Raw genomic sequence first — 19,996 nt, 5'->3', positions numbered from 1 at the left:
ATGGTGGTGGTAGACGCCGTTGTCTGCCGGGACAAGCGGGGCGGAGAAGGGGTGGGGCTGTGGGGGGACGTGGTTCGGGGCACCCCGCTCACTTCCCAGTGTGCGGGGTGCCCCGAAAGTCCGTACGTCTCAAAGCGTACGTAATTGCTACAGGCCGGGGTACAGCGGGTGCTTGTCGGCCAGAGCGGTCACGCGGGCCTTGAGCGCCTCGGCGTCGTAGGACGGCTTGAGGGCGAGCGCGATCACGTCGGCGACCTCACGGAAGTCGTCGGCGTCGAAACCGCGGGTGGCCAGCGCCGGCGTGCCGATGCGCAGACCGGAGGTGACCATCGGCGGGCGCGGGTCGTTCGGGACCGCGTTGCGGTTGACCGTGATGCCGACCTCGTGCAGCCGGTCCTCGGCCTGCTGGCCGTCGAGCTCGCTGTCGCGCAGGTCGACGAGGACCAGGTGGACCTCGGTGCCCCCGGACAGCACGTTCACGCCCGCCTCGCGGGAGTCCGCGGCCGTCAGACGCTCGGCGAGGATGCGGGCACCCTCGATCGTGCGCTCCTGGCGCTCCTTGAACTCCTCCGACGCGGCGACCTTGAAGGAGACCGCCTTGGCCGCGATCACGTGCTCCAGGGGGCCGCCCTGGAAGCCCGGGAACACCGCGGAGTTCAGCTTCTTCGCGAAGTCCTTGTTGCGGGCCAGGATGATGCCGCCGCGCGGGCCGCCCAGCGTCTTGTGCGTCGTGGAGGTGACGACGTCCGCGAACGGGACCGGGTTCGGGTGCAGGCCCGCGGCCACCAGGCCCGCGAAGTGCGCCATGTCGACCCACAGGTACGCCTCGACCTCGTCGGCGATGCGACGGAACTCGGCGAAGTCCAGGTGGCGCGGGTACGCCGACCAGCCCGCGATGATCACCTTCGGGCGGTGCTCCTTGGCGAGCCGCTCGACCTCGGCCATGTCGACCAGGCCGGTCGTGTCGTCCACGTGGTACGCGACCACGTTGAACTGCTTGCCGGAGAAGTTCAGGCGCATGCCGTGCGTGAGGTGACCGCCGTGCGCCAGGTCGAGGCCGAGGATCGTGTCGCCGGGCTGGGCGATCGCGAACAGGGCGGCCTGGTTCGCGGAGGCGCCCGAGTGCGGCTGCACGTTGGCGTACTCGGCGCCGAACAGCTCCTTCACCCGGTCGATGGCGATCTGCTCGGTGACGTCGACGTGCTCGCAGCCGCCGTAGTAGCGGCGGCCGGGGTAGCCCTCCGCGTACTTGTTGGTGAGGACCGAGCCCTGGGCCTCCATGACGGCGACCGGGGCGAAGTTCTCGGACGCGATCATCTCCAGCGTGGACTGCTGGCGCTTCAGCTCGGCGTCCACAGCCGCGGCGACCTCGGGGTCGAGCGCGTGCAGGGATTCGTTCAGTGCGGACATCAGGGGGTCAGCTCCCGGAGAACTCGGTGTACTCGTCGGCGGAGAGCAGGTCCTTCGGCTCCTCGGCGACGCGGACCTTGAACAGCCAACCGCCCTCGAACGGGGCCGAGTTGACGAGCGAGGGGTCGTCGACGACGTCCTGGTTCGCCTCGACGACCTCACCGGTCACGGGGGAGTACAGGTCGGAGACCGACTTGGTGGACTCCAGCTCACCGCAGGTCTCGCCCGCCGTGATGGTGTCGCCGACCTCGGGAAGCTGGACGAACACGATGTCGCCGAGCGCGTTGGCCGCGTGCTCGGTGATGCCGACCGTCGCCACGCCGTCCTCGACGGCCGACAGCCACTCGTGCTCCTTGCTGTAACGCAGGTGCTGGGGGTTGCTCATGATGCGAATTCTCCTGTACGCGGGAAGGTGCTGCTGACGGCGGGTCTCGGGGGGTCTGCTACGAACGGCGCACGCGCTACTTCTGGCGCTTGTAGAACGGCAGGGCCACGACCTCGTACGGCTCGTGCGTACCGCGGATGTCGACACCCACGCCCGCCGTGCCCGGCTCGGCGTGCGCCGCGTCCACGTAGGCGATGGCGATCGGCTTGCCCAGGGTCGGGGACGGGGCGCCGGAGGTGACCTCGCCGATCACCTGGCCGTCGGCGACGACCGGCATCCCGGCGCGCGGCACCCGGCGGCCCTCGGCGATCAGGCCGACGAGCCTCCGCGGCGGGTTCGCCTCGGCGCGCTCGGCGGCGGCGGCCAGCGCCTCGCGGCCCACGAAGTCGTCACCGCGCTCTCCGGTGGACGTCTTCTCGAACTTGACGACGCGGCCCAGACCGGCGTCGAAGGGGGTGAGGGCCGTGGTCAGCTCGTGTCCGTACAGCGGCATGCCCGCCTCCAGGCGGAGCGTGTCACGGCAGGACAGGCCGCACGGGACCAGGCCGTGCGCGGCGCCGGCCTCGGTCAGCGCCTGCCACAGCTTCTCGGCGTCGGCCGGGGCGACGAACAGCTCGAAGCCGTCCTCGCCGGTGTAGCCGGTGCGGGCGATGAGCGCCTCGACGCCCGCGACGGTGCCCGGCAGCCCCGCGTAGTACTTGAGCCCGTCCAGGTCGGCGTCGGTGACCGACGTGACGATGGCGGGGGACTCCGGGCCCTGCACGGCGATCAGCGCGTACGCGTCCCGGTCGTCGCGGACCTCGGCGTCGAAGCCCGCGGCGCGCTCGGTGAGGGCGTCGAGGACGATCTGCGCGTTGCCCGCGTTGGCGACGACCATGTACGTGCTGTCTTCGAGCCGGTAGACGATCAGGTCGTCGAGGATGCCGCCGTCCTCGCGGCAGATCATCGTGTACCGGGCGCGGCCGACGCCGACCGAGCCGATGTTGCCGACGAGCGCGTAGTTCAGCAGGTCGACGGCCTGGGCGCCGGTGACGGTGATCTCGCCCATGTGGGAGAGGTCGAAGAGACCGGCCTTCGTGCGTACGGCGTTGTGCTCGTCGCGCTCGCTTCCGTAGCGCAGCGGCATGTCCCAGCCGGCGAAGTCGGTCATCGTGGCGCCGAGCGAACGATGCAGGGCGTCCAGGGCGGTGGTACGGGTCATCAGTGGTGCTCCCGGGGCATGACGGCGATGGCGAAGCGTCCCGAGCGGGACGTCCTCCCCATCTGTCATCGGAACCTGAGAGGTTCGCCCCGAGGGGCTTGCACCTTGGGTGGGGTCGCCCTCCTTCCGGTCTTCCGGAGGGTGACCCGCTTTTCAGATGTGCCTCGCCCGCGCGGTACGGGGCCTGAGAGATTCAAGGGAGGGACTTGCTCCTTCGGCGCCCAGGGCTGATGTGCCTGGGACTCTCCCGCGCGGATTCAAGCGGCCGGTATGCAGTTGGTTGTGCGGTTGGCGCACATCATTGCATGCCCGGGGAACCCGAAAACAGGTTGGCTGGCATTACCTTCTCTTTACACTTGGCGGGCAAGAGTGGCGTGACCGGAACGGGGAGGACGATCACGGTGCAGAAGGCTGTAGCAGGGGTGTCCCCCGGGGCGCTGGCGGGGACCGTGCGGATCCCTCGGCAGCGCTCGGTGCGGGACCTGCGCGGGCGCGGCGGCCGTACCCCGCGCCGCATCGGCTTCGCGGCCGGCGACCTCGTCGTCGTCTCGGGGCTGCCGGGCAGTGGGAAGTCCACGCTGATGCGGCGGGCGGTGGCCGTGGTGCGGATCGACTCGCAGGACGCCAGGGAGCGCTGGGCGGCGCGGCTGCCGCGCTTCGTGCCGTACGCGCTGTACCGCCCGCTGGTCCGTCTCGCGCACTACGCGGGCCTGCGCCGCGCCATGCGCTCCGGCGCCAGCGTCGTCGTGCACGACTGCGGCACGCAGGCCTGGGTGCGCCGCTGGGTGACGCGGACGGCCCGGCGCCGGGGCGCCGCCGTGCACCTGATGGTGCTCGACGTGCCCGCGGACCTGGCCCTGGAGGGCCAGCGGGACCGGGGGCGCGGGGTGTCGCGGTACGCCTTCGCCCGCCACCGCAGGGCCGTCACCGCGCTCGTCACGTCGACCGAGCGCGGGGACCTGCCGGCCGGGATCGAGTCGGCGGTGCTGCTCGACCGGGAGGCGACCGACGCGCTGGGCGGGATCACGTTCCGGGAGCGCTAGGGCGTGTTTCGAAAGTCCCGCCTGCCCGGCGGCCGACGAGGGGGCCGTCCGGGTGTACGGGTTATCGTCGGGCCTGCGGCCCGGCCAAGGGGTGGCCGCGTACGGGCAGAGCAGAGGTTGAAGACAGCTATGGAGACGCCGGGCATCCCGGAACAGGGACACGAGCACTACGCGCAGGGGCCGGAGGGCGCCGCCGCGCACGGCCACCCGCAGCCGCAGCACAGCTGGCCCGCGAACGAGCTGGAGGAAGTCCTCTCCGCGGCGCTCGGCCGCCCGGAGGCCGGCGGCCGCATCGTCGAGGTGCTCGGCCGCAGTCACATCTGGATCCCGCTGCCCAAGGGCGGCAACCGGGGCAGCCGCGACCTCGATCTGCCGACGCTGGAGATCGAGGGCCAGGCGTACGTCCCCGTCTTCAGTTCCGAGCACGAGTTCATGCAGGTCACCGGCGGCCGGATGGACTGCACGGTGGCCCCGGCGGTGGAGTTCGCGCGCGGCCTGCCGCCGCAGGTCGGCCTCGCCGTGAACCCGGACGGCACCATCGGCGTCCCGCTGCCCCCGCCCGCCGTCGCCGAGCTGGCCCGCAGCGGCCGAACCCCGCTGGACGGCCCCGCCACCGGCGGCCGCGTCGTGCTGTCCGAGCCGGACTGGCAGGACGACCCGGTGGACTTCCTGGCCGCGGTCCGCGAGGAGTTCGACGCGACCGGCGTCGTGCTCAGCGCGCGCCGCTGTCTCGCGGTCGTCGAGGACGGCGCCCCGTCGCTGTTCATCGGCGTGGAGCTGGCTCGGCCGGGGGAGGGCCCGGCACGGGACGTTCCGCTGGACGCGCTGGGCCGCGCGCTCGGCCGGGTGCCGGTCGCCTGGCCGGTGAACCTGGTCTTCCTCGACGTCACCCAGGACCCGGTCGCCGACTGGCTGCGGAGCCAGGTGCGCCCTTTTTACGGGCGAGAGGTATGACACCGTCCGTCAAGTCGGTGTCAGTAACGCCGCTTAAGCTGGTTTCATGACCTGACCGGGCGGCGCCGTGCCCTCCGGTCACGGGCGGACACGGAAGTTCACGAAGGGGCGGTTACGGGTGAGCGCGTCGGGCACTGCCGCGGCCGGACAGGTCGAGCACATGCTGCGCCAGGTGACCCCCGGTCGCTACGACGCGTACGAGGCGCTGCTCCAGGCCCTCGCCGACCCCGCCGCCGGGCAGGTCTGGATGCTGCTCTGGCACGGCCAGGCCGGCTCCCCCGACGCCCAGTACGGGAACATGGAGGTGGACGGGTTCTCGTACGCCCCCTGCGTCACCTCCGCCCAGGAGCTCTCCGCGTCCGGCTGGTCGCGCGCGTACGAGGTGGTCGGCGGCGTCGACGCGGCCCGCACCCTCTACCCCGACCACTACGGCCTCTGGCTCAACCCGCACGCGCCGGGCGGCGGCGTCGGCATCCCCTGGCTCGACCTGCGCCGGATCGCGGGCGGCCTGGACCGGCAGCCCGCGGGACCGCTGCGGCTCTCCGAGCCGACGATCGAGATTCCCCAGTTCTACGCGGTGCTGGCGCAGAACGCGCACCGGACGACCGCGATCCGCGCGCTGCGCAGGGCCTGGGTGCAGCCGGCGCTCGGCTCCCCGTACCTCGCCATCGGCCTCGACGTGTACGACACGTCGCCCGCCTCCGTGGACTCCGTGCGCGCGATGATGCAGCAGTCGATCTCGGCGGTGCCGGACGGCCTGCCGGTCTCGACGGTCGCCATGTCGGACGAGTACGACCCGGTGGCGATGTGGCTGCGGGCCAACGCGCGGCCGTTCTACGACCGCGAGGCGCACGTCGCGCCGGCGGGCCAGGCGGGTGGGGGTTACGGGTACCCGCCGCCGTACGGCGCCTCGTACTGATCCCGAGCACCCCTCTGACCTCCCCGAACCTCAGATCTTCCTCAACTCCGGTCGCGTAGCGGCCATTTCGGGAAGGGGTGGGTTGGGGGAGGGAAGGGCGGTTGTGCGTCCAATGTCCGCTCTGGTGCCGCTAACGACCCAACTGCCCGCCGTCCGGCGGCCGTTCACGGCCGTCCGGATAACGGAACCCCCCAGACAGCATCACGTTTAGGCATCCTTTCCCCGTCAAGTCTGGCAACAGATCGCACACAGGTTGAAGACTCCCGCTCCAAGGGGTTCGGCCTTGTGTACGACCCCTCCGAGTACGACGGACTGAACCACGCCGCTACAGCGGCAAGTGCTGGCCGGTCACCGCCGGTTGAGAGGGGTCCTTGCCACGATGACGGCACCATTGCACGACACGACCGCGGAAGCGGAACCGACCGCACCGGTCGACGCTGCCGCGAGCGAGGCGGGCCGCAAGGTCGAGGGCCGGTCACTGAAGCAGATCGCCTGGAACCGCCTCAAGCGGGACAAGGTCGCGCTGGGCGGTGGCATCGTTGTCGTCGTCCTGATCCTGGTGGCGATCTTCGCTCCGCTGATCGTCGGCCTGCTGGGCCACCCGCCGAACGACTTCCACCAGGACAAGCTCGATCCGCTGACGAACCTGCCGACCGGCTCGTTCGGCGGCGTGAGCAGCGACTACCTGTTCGGCGTCGAGCCGAACAAGGGTCGTGACGTCTTCAGCCGGGTCGTGTACGGCGCCCGGATCTCGCTGCTCGTCGCGTTCCTCGCGGCGATCGTCGCGGTGACGCTCGGCACCTTCTTCGGTGTGATCGCCGGCTACTTCGGCGGCTGGGTCGACTCGGTCATCAGCCGCGTCATGGACGTGCTGCTCGCCTTCCCGCAGCTGCTCTTCATCATCTCGCTGGTCTCGGTCCTCCCCGACGACCTGCTCGGCCTGACCGGCACCGGTGTCCGTGTCGCCATCCTCGTCCTGGTCATCGGCTTCTTCGGCTGGCCCTACGTCGGACGCATCGTCAGAGGCCAGACGCTCTCGCTGCGCGAGCGCGAGTACGTCGAGGCGGCCCGCTCCCTGGGCGGCGGCAGCCGGCACATCCTGCTGCGCGAACTGCTGCCCAACCTGGTCGCGCCGATCATCGTCTACGCGACCCTGATGATCCCCACCAACATCCTCACCGAGGCCGCCCTCAGCTTCCTCGGCGCGGGTGTGCGCCCGCCGACGGCGTCCTGGGGCGGCATGCTCCGCGACGCGCTGGCGACGTACGAGCACGACCCGATGTTCATGGTCTTCCCCGGCGTGACGATCTTCATCACCGTCCTCGCCTTCAACCTCTTCGGGGACGGGCTGCGCGACGCCCTGGACCCCAAGGGCACCCGCTAGACCCCTGCAAGGCCGTAACGGCCGTCCTCAGAACAGCCCCTGACGTCATGTCAGGCGGTGTACCCGACTGGTTCCACGGCACCTTGCCCGGACCGCGATCTCGGAGGTTACGAGAAAATGCCCACAGGTATTCCCAAACGGCGGATCGCCGCGAGCGCGGCCCTCGTCGTCGGGGCACTGGTGGCCACCACGGCCTGCGGTGGCGGCGACGACGACAGCAAGGACAGTGCCAAGGCTCCCGGCTACAACGCCGCGCTGAACAAGGTCGTCAACGCGTCCGCCAAGAAGGGCGGGACGCTGAAGTTCGTCGGCAAGCAGGACTTCGACTCCCTCGACCCGCAGCGCACGTACTACGGCATGACCTGGGACTTCATGCGGTACTACACCCGCACCCTGGTCACGTACGACACCAAGCCGGGCAACGGGTCGAACAAGCTGGTCGGCGACCTCGCCACCGCTCCCGCCACCATCTCGGACGGCGGCAAGACCTACACGTACAAGCTGCGTGACGGCCTGACCTGGGAGGACGGCTCCAAGCTGACCTCCAAGGACGTCAAGTACGGCATCGAGCGCATCTGGGCCACCGACATCATCACCGGCGGTCCCGGCTACCTGCGCTCCACGCTCGACCCCAAGGGCAAGTACAAGGGCCCCTACAAGGACAAGACGAAGGACAAGCTGGGCCTGGAGGCGATCCAGACGCCCGACGACCAGACCATCGTCTTCCACCTGCCGAAGCCCAACGGTGACTTCGAGCAGATGCTCGCCATGCCGACCGGCGCCCCGGTGCCGCAGGCGAAGGACACGGCCGCGAAGTACACGCAGAAGCCGATGTCCTCCGGCCCGTACAAGATCCAGAGCTACAACGCCGGCAAGAGCCTGACGCTGGTGCGCAACACGGCCTGGAAGAAGTCGTCCGACCCGATCCGTCCGGCCCTGCCGAACAAGATCACGGTCACCATCTCCTCCAACCTGGAGGAGAACGACAAGCGCCTGATGGCCGGCGACTACGACGTCGACGTCAACGGCACCGGCATGACCCAGTCCGGCCGCGTCTCCGCGGTCCAGGACCACAAGGGCAACGTCGACAACATCCAGACGTCCTTCGTGCGGTACGTGGCCCTGGTCACCGCCGCCAAGCCGCTGGACAACGTCGAGTGCCGCAAGGCCGTCTTCTACGGCACCGACTTCGCGAGCCTCCAGCAGGCCCGCGGTGGCGAGGTCGCCGGTGGCGAGATCGCCAACTCGACGTTCCCGAAGGCGATCCCGGGCTACAGCGACTACGACCCGTACGGTGTCCTCGCCCGCAAGGGCAAGCCGGACGTCGCCAAGGCGAAGGCCGCCCTGAAGGCGTGCGGCAAGCCGAACGGCTTCTCCACCAAGATCACCGCGCGCAGCAACAACACGGGTGAGGTCGACACGGCCGAGGCGCTGCAGGCGTCGCTGGCCAAGGTCGGCATCAAGCTGACGATCGACTCGATCGACGGCGCCCAGTCCTCCTCGATCACCGGCTCCCCGAAGGTCGTCAAGTCCCGTGGCTACGGCATGACGATGAGCGGCTGGGGCCCGGACTTCAACTCCGGCCAGGGTTACGCGCAGCCGCTGTTCGACAGCCGCTTCATCTTCCCGACCGGTAACTACAACGAGTCCCAGATCAAGGACAAGAAGGTCGACGGTCTCTTCGACCAGGCGATCGGCAGCACCGACCAGGCCAAGTCCACCGAGCTGTACAAGCAGCTCGACAAGGAGGTCCTGGACCAGGCGTACTGGATGCCGTTCATCTACGAGAAGAACATCTCGTGGCGCAGCAGCCGGCTGACGAACGTGTTCTCGTCCGCCGCCTACAACGGCCGCTACGACTACGTGATGCTGGGCGTCACCAAGTAGTAGCAGCACTCCAGCAGAACCCGTCCATGCCGCCGAATCCCGCCAGTCCGAAGGGCAGGTGATGGCCTCGGTGGCGGGGAGCCCCACGAAGGCTCCCCGCCACCGGGCCGCGCACAGTGCTTGCTTACCTCATCCGGCGCCTGTTCGCCGTCGTCATCATGGTGCTGATCGTCCTCTTCGCGACGTTCACCATCTTCTTCATGCTGCCCAAGTGGGCGGGGCAGGACATCGCCGTTCTCTTCGCCGGCAAGGCCACCAGCCCCGAGGCGCTGGAAGGGATCCGCATCAAGCTGGGTCTCAACGACCCGTTGCTCCTGCAGTTCTGGGACTTCGTCAAGGGCATCCCGCTCGGCCGCGACTACGCCAACGGCAGCGACATCACCCACTGCCCGGCCCCGTGCTTCGGCTACTCCTTCCGCACGGAGGAGCCCGTCTGGAACACGCTCAAGCAGGACGCGCCCATCACCGGCGCGCTCGCGCTCGGCGCGTGTGTGCTGTGGCTGATCGGCGGTGTCGCCACCGGCGTGCTCTCCGCCCTCAAGCGCGGCACCATCTGGGACCGCGCCGCGATGACCACCGCCCTCGGCGGCGTCTCGCTCCCCGTCTTCTTCACCGGCATGGTCGCGATGGGCATCTTCGTGCACACCCTGGGCTGGGTGCACATCGCCGACAGCCTCTCCACGAACGACTCGATCGGCACCTGGTTCCAGACGCTGATCCTGCCGTGGATCGTCCTCGCCTTCCTCAACGCCGCCATGTACGCCCGGCTCACCCGCGCCACCATGCTGGAGATCCTGGGCGAGGACTACATCCGCACGGCCCGCGCCAAGGGGCTGGGCGAGTCCGCGGTCATCACCCGGCACGCGCTGCGCTCCGCGATGACGCCGATCCTCACGGTCTTCGGACTCGACCTCGGCGTCCTGCTCGGCGGCGCCGTGCTCACCGAGTCCACCTTCAACCTCCCGGGCCTCGGCCTGGAGGCGGTCCAGGCCATCAGCAACAAGGACCTGCCGGTGATCCTCGGTGTGACGCTGTTCGCGGCCCTCGCGATCGCCGTCGCCAACCTGGTCGTAGACCTTCTGTACGCCGTCATCGACCCGCGAGTGAGGCTGGGATGACCGAACTGTCCAAGACCGGAGCCGCGGTCGGCGAACCCACCGCCTCCGGCGCTCCCAGCGCCTTCCTCGAGGTCCGCGACCTCAAGGTGCACTTCCCGACCGACGACGGCCTGGTCAAGTCCGTCGACGGGCTCTCCTTCACCCTGGAGAAGGGGCGCACCCTCGGCATCGTCGGCGAGTCCGGATCGGGCAAGTCCGTCACGTCGCTGGGCATCATGGGCCTGCACACCGCGGGCCAGTACGGCCGCCGCAAGGCGCAGATCAGCGGTGAGATCTGGCTGGACGGCACGGAGCTGCTCTCCGGCGACCAGGACAAGGTGCGCCGGCTGCGCGGCCGCGACATGGCGATGATCTTCCAGGACCCGCTCTCCGCGCTGCACCCGTACTACTCGATCGGCAAGCAGATCGTGGAGGCGTACCGGGTCCACCACGACGTCGACAAGAAGACCGCCCGCAAGCGGGCGATCGAGATGCTCGACCGGGTCGGCATCCCGCAGCCCGACAAGCGCGTCGACTCCTACCCGCACGAGTTCTCCGGCGGTATGCGCCAGCGCGCCATGATCGCGATGGCGCTGGTGAACAACCCCGAGCTGCTGATCGCCGACGAGCCGACCACGGCCCTCGACGTGACCGTGCAGGCGCAGATCCTGGACCTGATCCGTGATCTGCAGAAGGAGTTCGGCTCGGCCGTCATCATGATCACGCACGACCTCGGGGTCGTCGCGGAGATGGCCGACGAACTGCTCGTCATGTACGGCGGCCGGTGCGTGGAGCGCGGCACCGCCGCCGAGGTCTTCGAGGAGCCCCAGCACCCCTACACCTGGGGCCTGCTGGGCTCGATGCCGCGCATCGACCGCGAGCAGACCGAGCGGCTCATCCCGGTCAAGGGCTCCCCGCCCAGCCTGATCAACCTGCCGAGCGGCTGCGCCTTCAACCCGCGGTGCCCGTACGCGGACATCCCGAAGGACAACATCACGCGTACCGAGCGCCCCGAACTGCGCGAGGTCGGCTCCGGTCACTTCTCCGCCTGCCACATGTCGGCCGAGGAGCGGGAGCGGATCTGGACCGAAGAGATTGCGCCGAAGCTGTGACGGACGCCAAAGGACCCGAGAACGAGATGACGATCCCCCCGCAGGCGGCCGAGTCCCCCGAGTCCCTCGCGACTTCCGCGGACGCGGCGCCCGGTGAGCCGCTGCTCAAGGTCGAGAACCTGGTCAAGCACTTCCCGATCAAGAAGGGCCTGCTCAAGCGGCAGGTCGCGGCCGTGCAGGCCGTCGACGGGCTGTCCTTCGACGTCCGTGCGGGGGAGACCCTCGGCGTCGTCGGCGAGTCCGGCTGCGGCAAGTCGACGATGGGCCGGCTCATCACGCGGCTGCTCGAACCGACCGGTGGCCGTGTCGAGTTCGAGGGCAAGGACATCACGCACCTGGGCACGGGCGGCATGCGTCCGCTCCGCCGCGACGTGCAGATGATCTTCCAGGACCCGTACTCGTCGCTGAACCCGCGCCACAACATCGGCACGATCGTCGGCGCCCCCTTCAAGCTGCAGGGCGTCAAGCCCGAGGGCGGCGTGAAGAAGGCGGTCCAGGATCTCCTGGAGCGGGTCGGGCTCAACCCCGAGCACTACAACCGCTACCCGCACGAGTTCTCCGGCGGTCAGCGCCAGCGCATCGGTATCGCGCGGGCGCTGGCGCTGCGCCCGAAGCTGGTCGTGGCGGACGAGCCCGTCTCGGCCCTGGACGTCTCGATCCAGGCGCAGGTCGTGAACCTGCTGGACGACCTCCAGGACGAGCTCGGCCTGACGTACGTGATCATCGCGCACGACCTCTCGGTCATCCGGCACGTCTCGGACCGGATCGCGGTGATGTACCTCGGCAAGATCGTGGAGCTGGCCGACCGCGACGATCTCTACTCCACGCCGATGCATCCGTACACCAAGGCGCTGCTCTCGGCCGTGCCGGTGCCGGACCCCAAGCGGCGCGGGGCCAAGAGCGAGCGGATCCTGCTGCGCGGTGACGTGCCGTCGCCGATCGATCCGCCCGCCGGGTGCCGGTTCCACACGCGGTGCTGGAAGGCGACGGAGCTCTGCGCCACGAAGGAGCCGCCGCTCCTTCAGCTCGGCACCGGGCACCAGGTGGCCTGCCATCACCCGGAGAACGCTCCCGACCAGGCCCCGGAGGACACCAAGCTCCTCCAGGTCGCCAAGGAAGCCATCGACGTCATCACGGTCCCGGCCCCCTCGGCCCCCGCCGAGTAGCCCCCCGCCTTGGGCAATCTGCCGCCTGCCGCACCCGCCTTGGGCAATCGCCGCCGGTCGCCCCCGCCTTGGGCAATCTGCCGCCATGGGCGGCAGGGTGGGCAAGGCGGCGCCCCGGCGCGGGGTGAGCGTTCCCGCCGGCGTTCAGATCGGTCCCGGCCGCTTGGTTGCCGGGTGCACGCCCGGTGGGGGCTGGCAGCGCCCGCGCGGCGGAGCCGCTGCCGGCGGAGCGACATGGCCCAAATGGGTCATGTACATGTCGCACCCTTTCCGGACAGAGTCCTGCGTGTCGGATACACCGGCACGCAGGACTCAGCCCCGAAGGGACACACGCCCATGGCTCTCTCCCGTTCGGCCCGCCTCGCCGCCCTCACCGTCGCGGCAGCCTCCTTCACCCTGATCGCCGCGGCCCCCGCCCCCACCCCCGGCTCCGCCGGCATCGGCGACCCGTACTTCCCGGAGCTCGGCAACGGCGGCTTCGACGCCCGTCACTACGCCCTCGACGTCGCGTACGACCCCGACACCGACCGCCTCGACGGCCGTACGACCCTCACCGCGCGCGCCACCCAGAACCTCTCCTCCTTCGACCTGGACCTGCAGAAGCTCACGGTCACCCGGATCGAAGTGAACGGCAGACACGCCGAGTTCACGCGCACCGGCGACGAGATCGTCATCACCCCGCGCACCCCGCTGCGCAAGGGCAACACCTTCACCGTCAGCGTCACCTACGGCGGCGTCCCCGAGGCGCTCAGCGGCCCCATCGTCTTCGGCTCCGACTACGGCTGGATGAAGACCGCCGACGGCGTCTTCGTGGCCTGCGAACCGAACGCCGCCTCCACCTGGTTCCCGTCCAGCGACCACCCCGCCGACAAGGCCACGTACGACATCCGCATCAAGGCCCCCAAGGGCCTGACCGGCGTCTCGAACGGCCGGCTCGTCGACACGTACGACACCGACAAGGGCACCCGGACCGTCAACCACTGGCGCGAGAGCAAGCCGATGGCGACCTATCTCGCGACCGCCAGCATCGGCAAGTTCGACGTGAAGACCGGGAGGACCCCGGCCGGCACGCCCATCTACGTGGCCATCGACCCGGTCCTCGCCAACAGCAACAACGTCGACGTGTACGCGGTGACGGCGGAGGCCACCGACTACTGGTCGCAGGTCTTCGGCCCGTACCCGTTCGAGGAGACCGGCGCCGTCGTCGACGACATGCCCGAGGCCGGCTTCTCCCTGGAGACCCAGTCCAAGCCCAGCTACTCGGCCGTCCGCTCCGAGTCGACGATCGTGCACGAACTGGCCCACCAGTGGTTCGGCGACTCCGTCTCCGTGGAGCAGTGGAAGAACATCTGGCTCAACGAGGGCTTCGCCACCTACGCCCAGTGGCTGTGGTCCGAGCACAAGGGCATCCGGTCCGCCCACGACTCGTTCCGGGCGGGCTACGACGCGCGACCCGCCGACTCCTCGTTCTGGCAGATCAAGGTCGGCGACCCGCAGCGCGACACGATGTTCGCCTCGGCCGTCTACCAGCGCGGCGCGATGACGCTGCAGATGCTGCGCGAGCGCATCGGTGACAAGGCGTTCTTCGAGCTGCTGCCGCAGTGGACGCGACTGCACCGGTACGGGAACGCCACCACCGAGGACTTCATCGCGCTGGCCGAGCGGGTCTCCGGGCAGCAGTTGGACGACTTGTTCGACACCTGGCTGTTCACGACGGGCAAGCCGACGCTGTAGGCCCATGTTCCATAGGTAAAAATATCGGGTGCTCCAGGAACTGTTCACCCCCTCCGTCCAGCATTGGCTCGACCTCATCGGCATCTTCGTGTTCGCCATCTCCGGTGCGTTGATGGCCGTACGCAAGAACTGGGACGTCTTCGGGATCGCCGCGCTCGCCGAGGTCACCGCGCTGGGCGGAGGGGTCTTCCGTGACCTGGTCATCGGGGCGGTGCCACCGGCCGCCTTCACCGACCTCGGCTACTTCATCACCCCGCTGTTCGCCGCCGCGCTCGTCTTCTTCCTGCATCCGGAGGTCGAGCGCACCCAGATCGCGGTGAACGTCTTCGACGCGGCGGGCCTCGGCCTGTTCTGCGTCACCGGCACGACCAAGGCGTACGACTACGGGCTCGGCCTCACCTCCTCCGCGGCCCTGGGCCTGGCCACCGCGGTCGGCGGCGGCGTGCTGCGCGACATCATCGCCAACGAGGTGCCGTCCCTGGTGCGCTGGGACCGCGACCTGTACGCCGTTCCCGCGATCGTCGGTGCCGTCATCGTGGTGCTCTGCATCCGTTTCGACGCCCTCGACGGGTTCACCAGCGGCATCGCCGTGCTGACCGCCTTCGTGCTGCGGCTGCTCGCGATGCGCTACCACTGGCGCGCGCCGCGCGCCTGGAACCGCAGGTCGACGGTGGTCGAGGTGACGGACGAGACGCCTTGACGGCGGTGGCTCCGGCCGTGGCTGTGGCTGTGGCTGTGGACGTGGCCGTGGCCGTGGCTGTGGTCGTGGCAACAAAAGCTACCGCTTAGTAGTCACGTGTTGTACGTTTCCGGTATGGCAGACGCAGTATCCACGCAGGATCGCCCGGCGCGCATCGGCGACAGCGAGTTCGACCGCGACACCGCCGTCACCCGGCGCCCGGGCGAGCCCGGGGTCTACGACATCGACCTCTCGGCGGGCTGGACGATCATCAATGCCGTCAACGGCGGCTATCTCCTCGCCGTGCTCGGCCGCGCGCTGTCGGACGCGCTGCCGCACTCCGACCCGTTCACGATCTCCGCGCACTACCTCACCGCCTCGGCCCCCGGCCCCGCGGTGATCCGCACGGACGTGGTCCGCACCGGCCGCACCCTCTCCACCGGGCAGGCCTCCCTGTTCCAGTACGCGGAGGACGGCACCGAGGTCGAGCGGATCCGTGTCCTCGCCTCGTACGGCGACCTGGACGCGCTCCCGGACGACGTGCGCACCAGCGCCGAGATGCCGGCCTTCCCGCCCATCGACCAGTGCTTCGGCGCGGGCGACGCCCCCGAGGGCGCGCCGCCCGTCCCCGGCTCCTCCGCGATCACCGACCGGCTCGCCCTGAAACTCGACCCGTCGACGCTGGGCTGGGCGCTCGGGGCGCCGTCCGGCAAGGGCGAGATGCGGGCCTGGTTCGGCCTCGCCGACGGCCGGGACGCCGACCCGCTGTCGCTGCTGCTCGCGGTGGACGCGCTGCCGCCCACCGCGTTCGAGATGGGCCTCAAGGGCTGGGTCCCGACGGTCGAACTCACCGTCCACGTCCGCTGCCGCCCGGCCCCCGGCCCGCTGCGCGTCTCCATCACCACCCGCAACCTCGCGGGCGGCTTCCTGGAGGAGGACGCCGAGGTCTGGGACTCCCGTGACCGCCTCGTCGCCCAGTCGCGCCAACTGGCCCGGGTCCGGCTCGGCTAGGGCGCGTCCTCCATCTCCCTCCTGCCTCGGGAGTACCTCCGGGTCATCGGCACAGCCTTGCACCCGGCACGCCGAGAGCGCCCACCGTTCAGCCGCGTCAACAACCCTGCGGGTCGATCCACCTAGGACCGGACGGCTACGGCCTGCCGAGGGGGCGGCGGCCCAGCCAGGCCGCCAGCTCCCCGTGGGCGTCCGCGCCTTCGGGCGCCGGCACGACCTCGTCGAACGGCACATCGGCGCCGCGCCGCTCCGCGGGCAGCGTCTGCCGGGCGAAGGCCAGCGCGAACACGGCCGGCTCCGGGGGCAGCGGGTCCGTCCGGCCCAGCGCCTCCCGCAGGTCCCAGGCGTGGGCCGAGGACTCCAGCACATAACCGGACAGCGCCCCGCGCCCCGGCACCTTGCCCCACGGGACGGACACCTGCCGGTCGAGCACGGCCTCGTCCTGCCAGGCCTTGAGCGCGTCGGCCCGCGCGGCGTCGTACGCCTCGGCCAGCCCGGCGTCCGGGACCTCGTCGGCGAAGGAGACGACGGCGTTCCCGTCGCCGCCCTCCCCGACGACGGCGATCCGCCGCATCCCGCCGATACAGTGCGACACCAGCCGCCGCACGTCGAACTCGCTGCACGGAGTGGACAGTTCGTACTGGTCCGGCCGCACCGAGGCGATGAGCCGGGCCACTTGCGAGGTGGCCTCCTCGAAGAGGGGGCGGGGGTCGGACGGGAGGACCTGGGACATCTCGACTCCTGAAGTACGGATGGGAGAGGCGCGGCGAAGCCGCACGCGCCCCCGCTCTTGGCCTCCACCTTGCCGCAGATACCTGACAGCTTCAGTCAGCATTTTTGCCGAGTCTGCGAGACGCTGACCCGGTGAAGTCAGACCGCCTCCTGTCGATCATCCTGCTGCTCCAGACCCACGGCCGCGTCCCGGCCCCCGACCTGGCCACCCGCCTGGAGGTCTCGGTCCGCACCATCTACCGGGACGTCGACGCGCTGTCCGCTGCGGGCGTCCCGGTCTACGCCGAGCGCGGCCGCCACGGCGGCATCGCGCTCCTGCCGGGCTACCGCACCGACATCACGGGGCTGACCGCCGACGAGGCCCGCGCCCTGTTCATCCTCGCGGCCCGCGGCGCCCACGCCGCCCTCGGCCTCGACCAGGCCTTGGGCTCGGCGCTGCGCAAGGTGATGGTCGCGCTGCCCGAACCGCACCGACCCGCCGCCGAGTTGACGAGCCGTCGGATTCTGGTCGAGGCGTCCCGCTGGATGGGCCCGCCGCCCCGCGAGGTCGACGTCACCGATCTCCAGGAGGCCGTCTTCACCGACCACAGGCTGCGCATCCGGTACCGGCACAGCGGCACCGAGACGCCGCGCACCTACACCGTCGACCCGTACGGCCTCGTCTCCAAGGCGGGCGTCTGGTACCTGGTCGCCGACCGCCGCGGGGTGCCCCGGCTCTTCCGGGCCGACCGCACCCAGTCGGTGACGGTCACCGACGCGCCGGTCCAGCGCCGCGACGGCGTCGAACTCGCCGACGTCTGGGCCGTGTTGAAGCGCCAGGTCGAGCAGCGGCCCGGCGGAATCGCCGTCACCGCGCGGGTCCACCGCAGTCGCTACGACCTGTTCCTGCGGCTGTGCGGCAACTCCTTGATCGAGCACCCCGAGGACGGCGCGAAGGCCGCGGACGACGCGGACGGCGACGGCGGCGAGTGGATCACGGTCAGGCTCGGCTACGGCGTCCTCGGTGCCACCCGCAGCCTGCTGCCCTTCGCCGGGCACCTGGAGGTGCTCGAACCGCCGGAGGTCCGCGCCGAACTGGCCCGCTGCGCCGCCGAGATCACGCGCCTGTACGCAGGAACTCCCCGAGGGCGAGCGTGAGTTCGGCGGGCGCGTCCTCCTGGACGAGGTGCCCCGCGCCCTCGATGATCCGCAGCTCCGCGCCGGGGATCAGCCGGGCCAGCTCATGGCCGCGTGCGACCGGGATCCAGGTGTCCTCGGCGCCCCAGCAGATCAGCACGGGCAGGTCGAGATCCCCGTACCGGCCCTGGATGTCATCGGTGGCCTCGCACGGGACGTTCTGCTCGATCTGCCGGTAGAAGGCGTCCCGCCCGGCCGCGGTCAGCCACGGCGCGACGAGCCGTGCGTGGGTGTCGGGGCGCAGCCCGGGGTGACTGCACGAGCTGATGTAGCGGTGCACCAGCGCCTCGTGCAGGTCGCCGGGCAACTGCCGGAAGACGTCGGCGTGTTCGGCCAGCAACCGGTACGTGGGCGAGCCCCACGGCGCGAGCGCCACCGGATCGACGAGCGCGAGCCGGGAGTACGCGGCGCCGTGCAGCAGGTGGGCGCGCAGGCTGACGGCGCCGCCGAAGTCGTGGGCGACGACGGCCGGCCGTTCGAGCCGCCAGTGGCCGAGGAGTTCGGCGAGGGCGCGGGCCTGGCTGTCGAGGTCGACGGGCTGCCCCGCGCGCATCTCCGAGGCGCCGTAGCCCGGCAGGTCCCACACGTACACACGGAACCGGCCGGCGAGCGCCCGCGCGGGGGCCCGCCAGACGTACGACGAGAACGGGGTGCCGTGGACGAGCACGACGGGCGGCGCGTCCACGGCGCCGAGTGCGGTCCAGCGGATCTCGCCGGACGAGCCGGTGAAGCTGCGGTCGAGGTTCCAGTCGCCGACTGTCATGACCGTAAGGCTAGTTGCTCATGACGATGGTGGCGCGGCGTTTCCGGCGTCCCAGTGTCTGCGCCCCAGACTCACCAGCCGCATCTGCCGCTCCATCAGATCCCGCAGCCGCGCCCGGTCGTCGCCCTCCGTGGTGGCCAGGAACTCGGACGCCGTCAGCACCATGTGGTCGACGTAGAGCCGGGCCAGCATCAGCAGATCGTCGTCGTTCCAGCCGGCCGACTGCGGGTCCAGGGCGAGCGCGTCCCGTACCTCGTCGGCGAACTGCCCGAGCTGCGCGCCGATCGCCTCGCGCACCCGCTGCACGCCACCGTGCCGTTCGCGCGCGATGAAGCGGACGTGCGCGGGGTAGGCGTCGACGTGCCGGACGATCAACTCCACGGCGCGCGCGATGCGTTCGTCGCTGTCCCCGGTCGCCGCCATCACCTCGCGGATCACCGCGTGCAGGCTGCCGAGCGCCTCCTCGACCAGGGCGACACCCAGGTCGGCCGTGCTGTCGAAGTGCCGGTAGAACGCGGTCGGGGTCATGCCCACGGCGCGGGTGACCTCGCGCAGGCCCAGGCTGCTGAGGCTCTGCTCCTCCAGCAGGCCGAGCGCCGCGTCCAGGAGCGCCTGACGGGTCTTCTGCTTCTGCGCCTGCCGGACGCCGAGGGTGGTGTGACTCATGTCATCCAGTTAACAACTGTTCTCCGTAGGGGGGAAGTCGAGCGCGGCGTTAGACTCAGGAGTCAGTGAACAGTTGTAACCCAACTTCGACTCCTGCTGGAACTCGACTCGACTTCGAGAGGTTTTCCGTGCTGTTCCTCGTAGCGGCCCTCCTGCTGCTGGGCTTCGCGCTCGGCACCGTGGCCCACGCCCCGCTGTCCTTCACGCTCGTGGCGGCCGCCGTCATCGCCGTCTGGCTGGCCGTCTTCGCGGTCCGCGAGCACCGCGCCCGCCGTCACCAGAGCTGACCGCAGCCATCAAGGGGGTACCCACCATGCAGCTCACCAAGGAATCCACCACCACCACCACCGAGCGCGCCGAGCCGCAGGCCGCCCAGGCCGGGCCGGAGCCGGAGCGCCCCGTCGGACGCCGGGACACCGACGGGATGGCCGTCGCCTCGTTCGTCCTCGGGCTCATCGGCCTGCTCGTCATGAACGTCTTCCTCGGCCCCATCGCGATCGTCCTCGCGGGCCTCGCCCTGTGGCGCGGCACCGCCCGCCGCGGCCGCGCCCTCCTGGGACTCGGCCTCGGCATCGCCGACCTCGTCGTGCTCGGCGTCCTGGTCGCGGCGGACGGCACGCTGTCCTGGAGCATCGCGGGCTGACCCGGGGCCGCGGCCCCAAGGATCAGCCCTCGGC

Annotated in this window: 20 protein-coding genes and 2 riboswitches; of the genes, 14 read left to right on the top strand and 6 right to left on the bottom strand. The window is 70.4% G+C overall.

Annotation, left to right across the window (positions count from 1 at the left end; translation table 11 throughout):
• Positions 1–147 precede the first annotated feature (147 nt).
• The 3 genes from glyA to gcvT form a co-directional block, all read right to left on the bottom strand.
• Positions 148–1,410, bottom strand: a complete 1,263-nt coding sequence (gene glyA, locus J3486_RS34825; protein WP_207827780.1) for a serine hydroxymethyltransferase — start codon at positions 1,408–1,410, stop codon at positions 148–150.
• 7 nt (positions 1,411–1,417) lie between these two features.
• Entirely contained in the window at positions 1,418–1,795 is a 378-nt protein-coding gene (gene gcvH, locus J3486_RS34820) for a glycine cleavage system protein GcvH (RefSeq protein ID WP_207827779.1), read from the bottom strand.
• Positions 1,796–1,871: 76 nt separating this feature from the next.
• A complete protein-coding gene (gene gcvT, locus J3486_RS34815) occupies positions 1,872–2,996 on the bottom strand; it encodes a glycine cleavage system aminomethyltransferase GcvT (protein ID WP_207827778.1) in 1,125 nt (374 codons plus the stop codon).
• Positions 2,997–3,048: 52 nt separating this feature from the next.
• Positions 3,049–3,158: riboswitch (glycine riboswitch) on the bottom strand.
• Between the two features lies 1 nt (position 3,159).
• Positions 3,160–3,256: riboswitch (glycine riboswitch) on the bottom strand.
• Positions 3,257–3,397: 141 nt separating this feature from the next.
• Between gcvT and J3486_RS34810 the strand changes: the two genes are divergently transcribed.
• The 11 genes from J3486_RS34810 to J3486_RS34760 all read left to right on the top strand — a co-directional run bounded on the left by J3486_RS34810 (position 3,398) and on the right by J3486_RS34760 (position 15,982).
• Complete coding sequence (locus J3486_RS34810; protein WP_374194807.1) at positions 3,398–4,039, top strand: AAA family ATPase; 642 nt, start codon at positions 3,398–3,400, stop codon at positions 4,037–4,039.
• Between the two features lie 129 nt (positions 4,040–4,168).
• On the top strand, positions 4,169–4,993 hold the full coding sequence (locus tag J3486_RS34805; protein WP_207827777.1) for an enhanced serine sensitivity protein SseB: 825 nt from the start codon (positions 4,169–4,171) through the stop codon (positions 4,991–4,993).
• A gap of 118 nt (positions 4,994–5,111) precedes the next feature.
• Positions 5,112–5,912 carry an enhanced serine sensitivity protein SseB C-terminal domain-containing protein gene (locus J3486_RS34800; RefSeq protein ID WP_207827776.1) on the top strand — a complete coding sequence of 267 codons (801 nt, stop codon included), beginning with the start codon at positions 5,112–5,114 and terminating at the stop codon, positions 5,910–5,912.
• 379 nt (positions 5,913–6,291) lie between these two features.
• Positions 6,292–7,296 (top strand): ABC transporter permease, encoded by a 1,005-nt coding sequence (locus J3486_RS34795; protein WP_207827775.1) that lies wholly within the window; start codon positions 6,292–6,294, stop codon positions 7,294–7,296.
• A 117-nt stretch (positions 7,297–7,413) separates the two neighbouring features.
• Complete coding sequence (locus J3486_RS34790; RefSeq protein WP_207827774.1) at positions 7,414–9,183, top strand: ABC transporter substrate-binding protein; 1,770 nt, start codon at positions 7,414–7,416, stop codon at positions 9,181–9,183.
• Positions 9,184–9,299: 116 nt separating this feature from the next.
• Positions 9,300–10,301, top strand: coding sequence for an ABC transporter permease (locus tag J3486_RS34785; protein ID WP_207827773.1), 1,002 nt, complete (start codon positions 9,300–9,302; stop codon positions 10,299–10,301).
• Positions 10,298–11,392, top strand: coding sequence for an ABC transporter ATP-binding protein (locus tag J3486_RS34780; RefSeq protein WP_207827772.1), 1,095 nt, complete (start codon positions 10,298–10,300; stop codon positions 11,390–11,392). Before J3486_RS34785 ends, J3486_RS34780 begins: the two co-directional genes overlap by 4 nt.
• 26 nt (positions 11,393–11,418) lie before the next feature.
• A complete protein-coding gene (locus J3486_RS34775; protein WP_229379082.1) occupies positions 11,419–12,558 on the top strand; it encodes an ABC transporter ATP-binding protein in 1,140 nt (379 codons plus the stop codon).
• 336 nt (positions 12,559–12,894) lie between these two features.
• Complete coding sequence (locus J3486_RS34770; protein WP_207827770.1) at positions 12,895–14,292, top strand: M1 family metallopeptidase; 1,398 nt, start codon at positions 12,895–12,897, stop codon at positions 14,290–14,292.
• A gap of 28 nt (positions 14,293–14,320) precedes the next feature.
• A complete protein-coding gene (locus tag J3486_RS34765) occupies positions 14,321–14,992 on the top strand; it encodes a trimeric intracellular cation channel family protein (RefSeq protein ID WP_207827769.1) in 672 nt (223 codons plus the stop codon).
• 114 nt (positions 14,993–15,106) lie between these two features.
• Positions 15,107–15,982 carry a thioesterase family protein gene (locus J3486_RS34760; protein ID WP_207827768.1) on the top strand — a complete coding sequence of 292 codons (876 nt, stop codon included), beginning with the start codon at positions 15,107–15,109 and terminating at the stop codon, positions 15,980–15,982.
• A gap of 136 nt (positions 15,983–16,118) precedes the next feature.
• On the opposite strand, the gene J3486_RS34755 is transcribed toward J3486_RS34760, so the two are convergent.
• Positions 16,119–16,715 (bottom strand): TIGR03086 family metal-binding protein, encoded by a 597-nt coding sequence (locus tag J3486_RS34755; protein WP_207827767.1) that lies wholly within the window; start codon positions 16,713–16,715, stop codon positions 16,119–16,121.
• Between the two features lie 131 nt (positions 16,716–16,846).
• Here J3486_RS34755 and J3486_RS34750 point away from each other — a divergent pair, with 131 nt between their 5' ends.
• A complete protein-coding gene (locus J3486_RS34750) occupies positions 16,847–17,851 on the top strand; it encodes a YafY family protein (protein ID WP_207827766.1) in 1,005 nt (334 codons plus the stop codon).
• On the opposite strand, the gene J3486_RS34745 is transcribed toward J3486_RS34750, so the two are convergent.
• The gene (locus J3486_RS34745) at positions 17,811–18,653 is read right to left on the bottom strand and encodes an alpha/beta fold hydrolase (protein ID WP_207827765.1); all 843 of its coding nucleotides are present in this window, start codon (positions 18,651–18,653) and stop codon (positions 17,811–17,813) included. The two genes, J3486_RS34750 and J3486_RS34745, sit on opposite strands and share 41 nt — an antisense overlap.
• An 18-nt stretch (positions 18,654–18,671) precedes the next feature.
• Complete coding sequence (locus tag J3486_RS34740; RefSeq protein WP_207827764.1) at positions 18,672–19,319, bottom strand: TetR family transcriptional regulator; 648 nt, start codon at positions 19,317–19,319, stop codon at positions 18,672–18,674.
• Between the two features lie 128 nt (positions 19,320–19,447).
• Between J3486_RS34740 and J3486_RS34735 the strand changes: the two genes are divergently transcribed.
• Positions 19,448–19,606, top strand: a complete 159-nt coding sequence (locus J3486_RS34735; protein ID WP_207827763.1) for a hypothetical protein — start codon at positions 19,448–19,450, stop codon at positions 19,604–19,606.
• Positions 19,607–19,632: 26 nt separating this feature from the next.
• Complete coding sequence (locus J3486_RS34730) at positions 19,633–19,962, top strand: hypothetical protein (protein WP_229379081.1); 330 nt, start codon at positions 19,633–19,635, stop codon at positions 19,960–19,962.
• Positions 19,963–19,996: the final 34 nt, after the last annotated feature.

It is taken from the genome of Streptomyces sp. VRA16 Mangrove soil, assembly GCF_017377775.1.
GTDB lineage: Bacteria > Actinomycetota > Actinomycetes > Streptomycetales > Streptomycetaceae > Streptomyces.
Note: the sequence above shows the minus strand (reverse complement) of the source record. Positions and strands in the feature narration are given on the sequence as shown.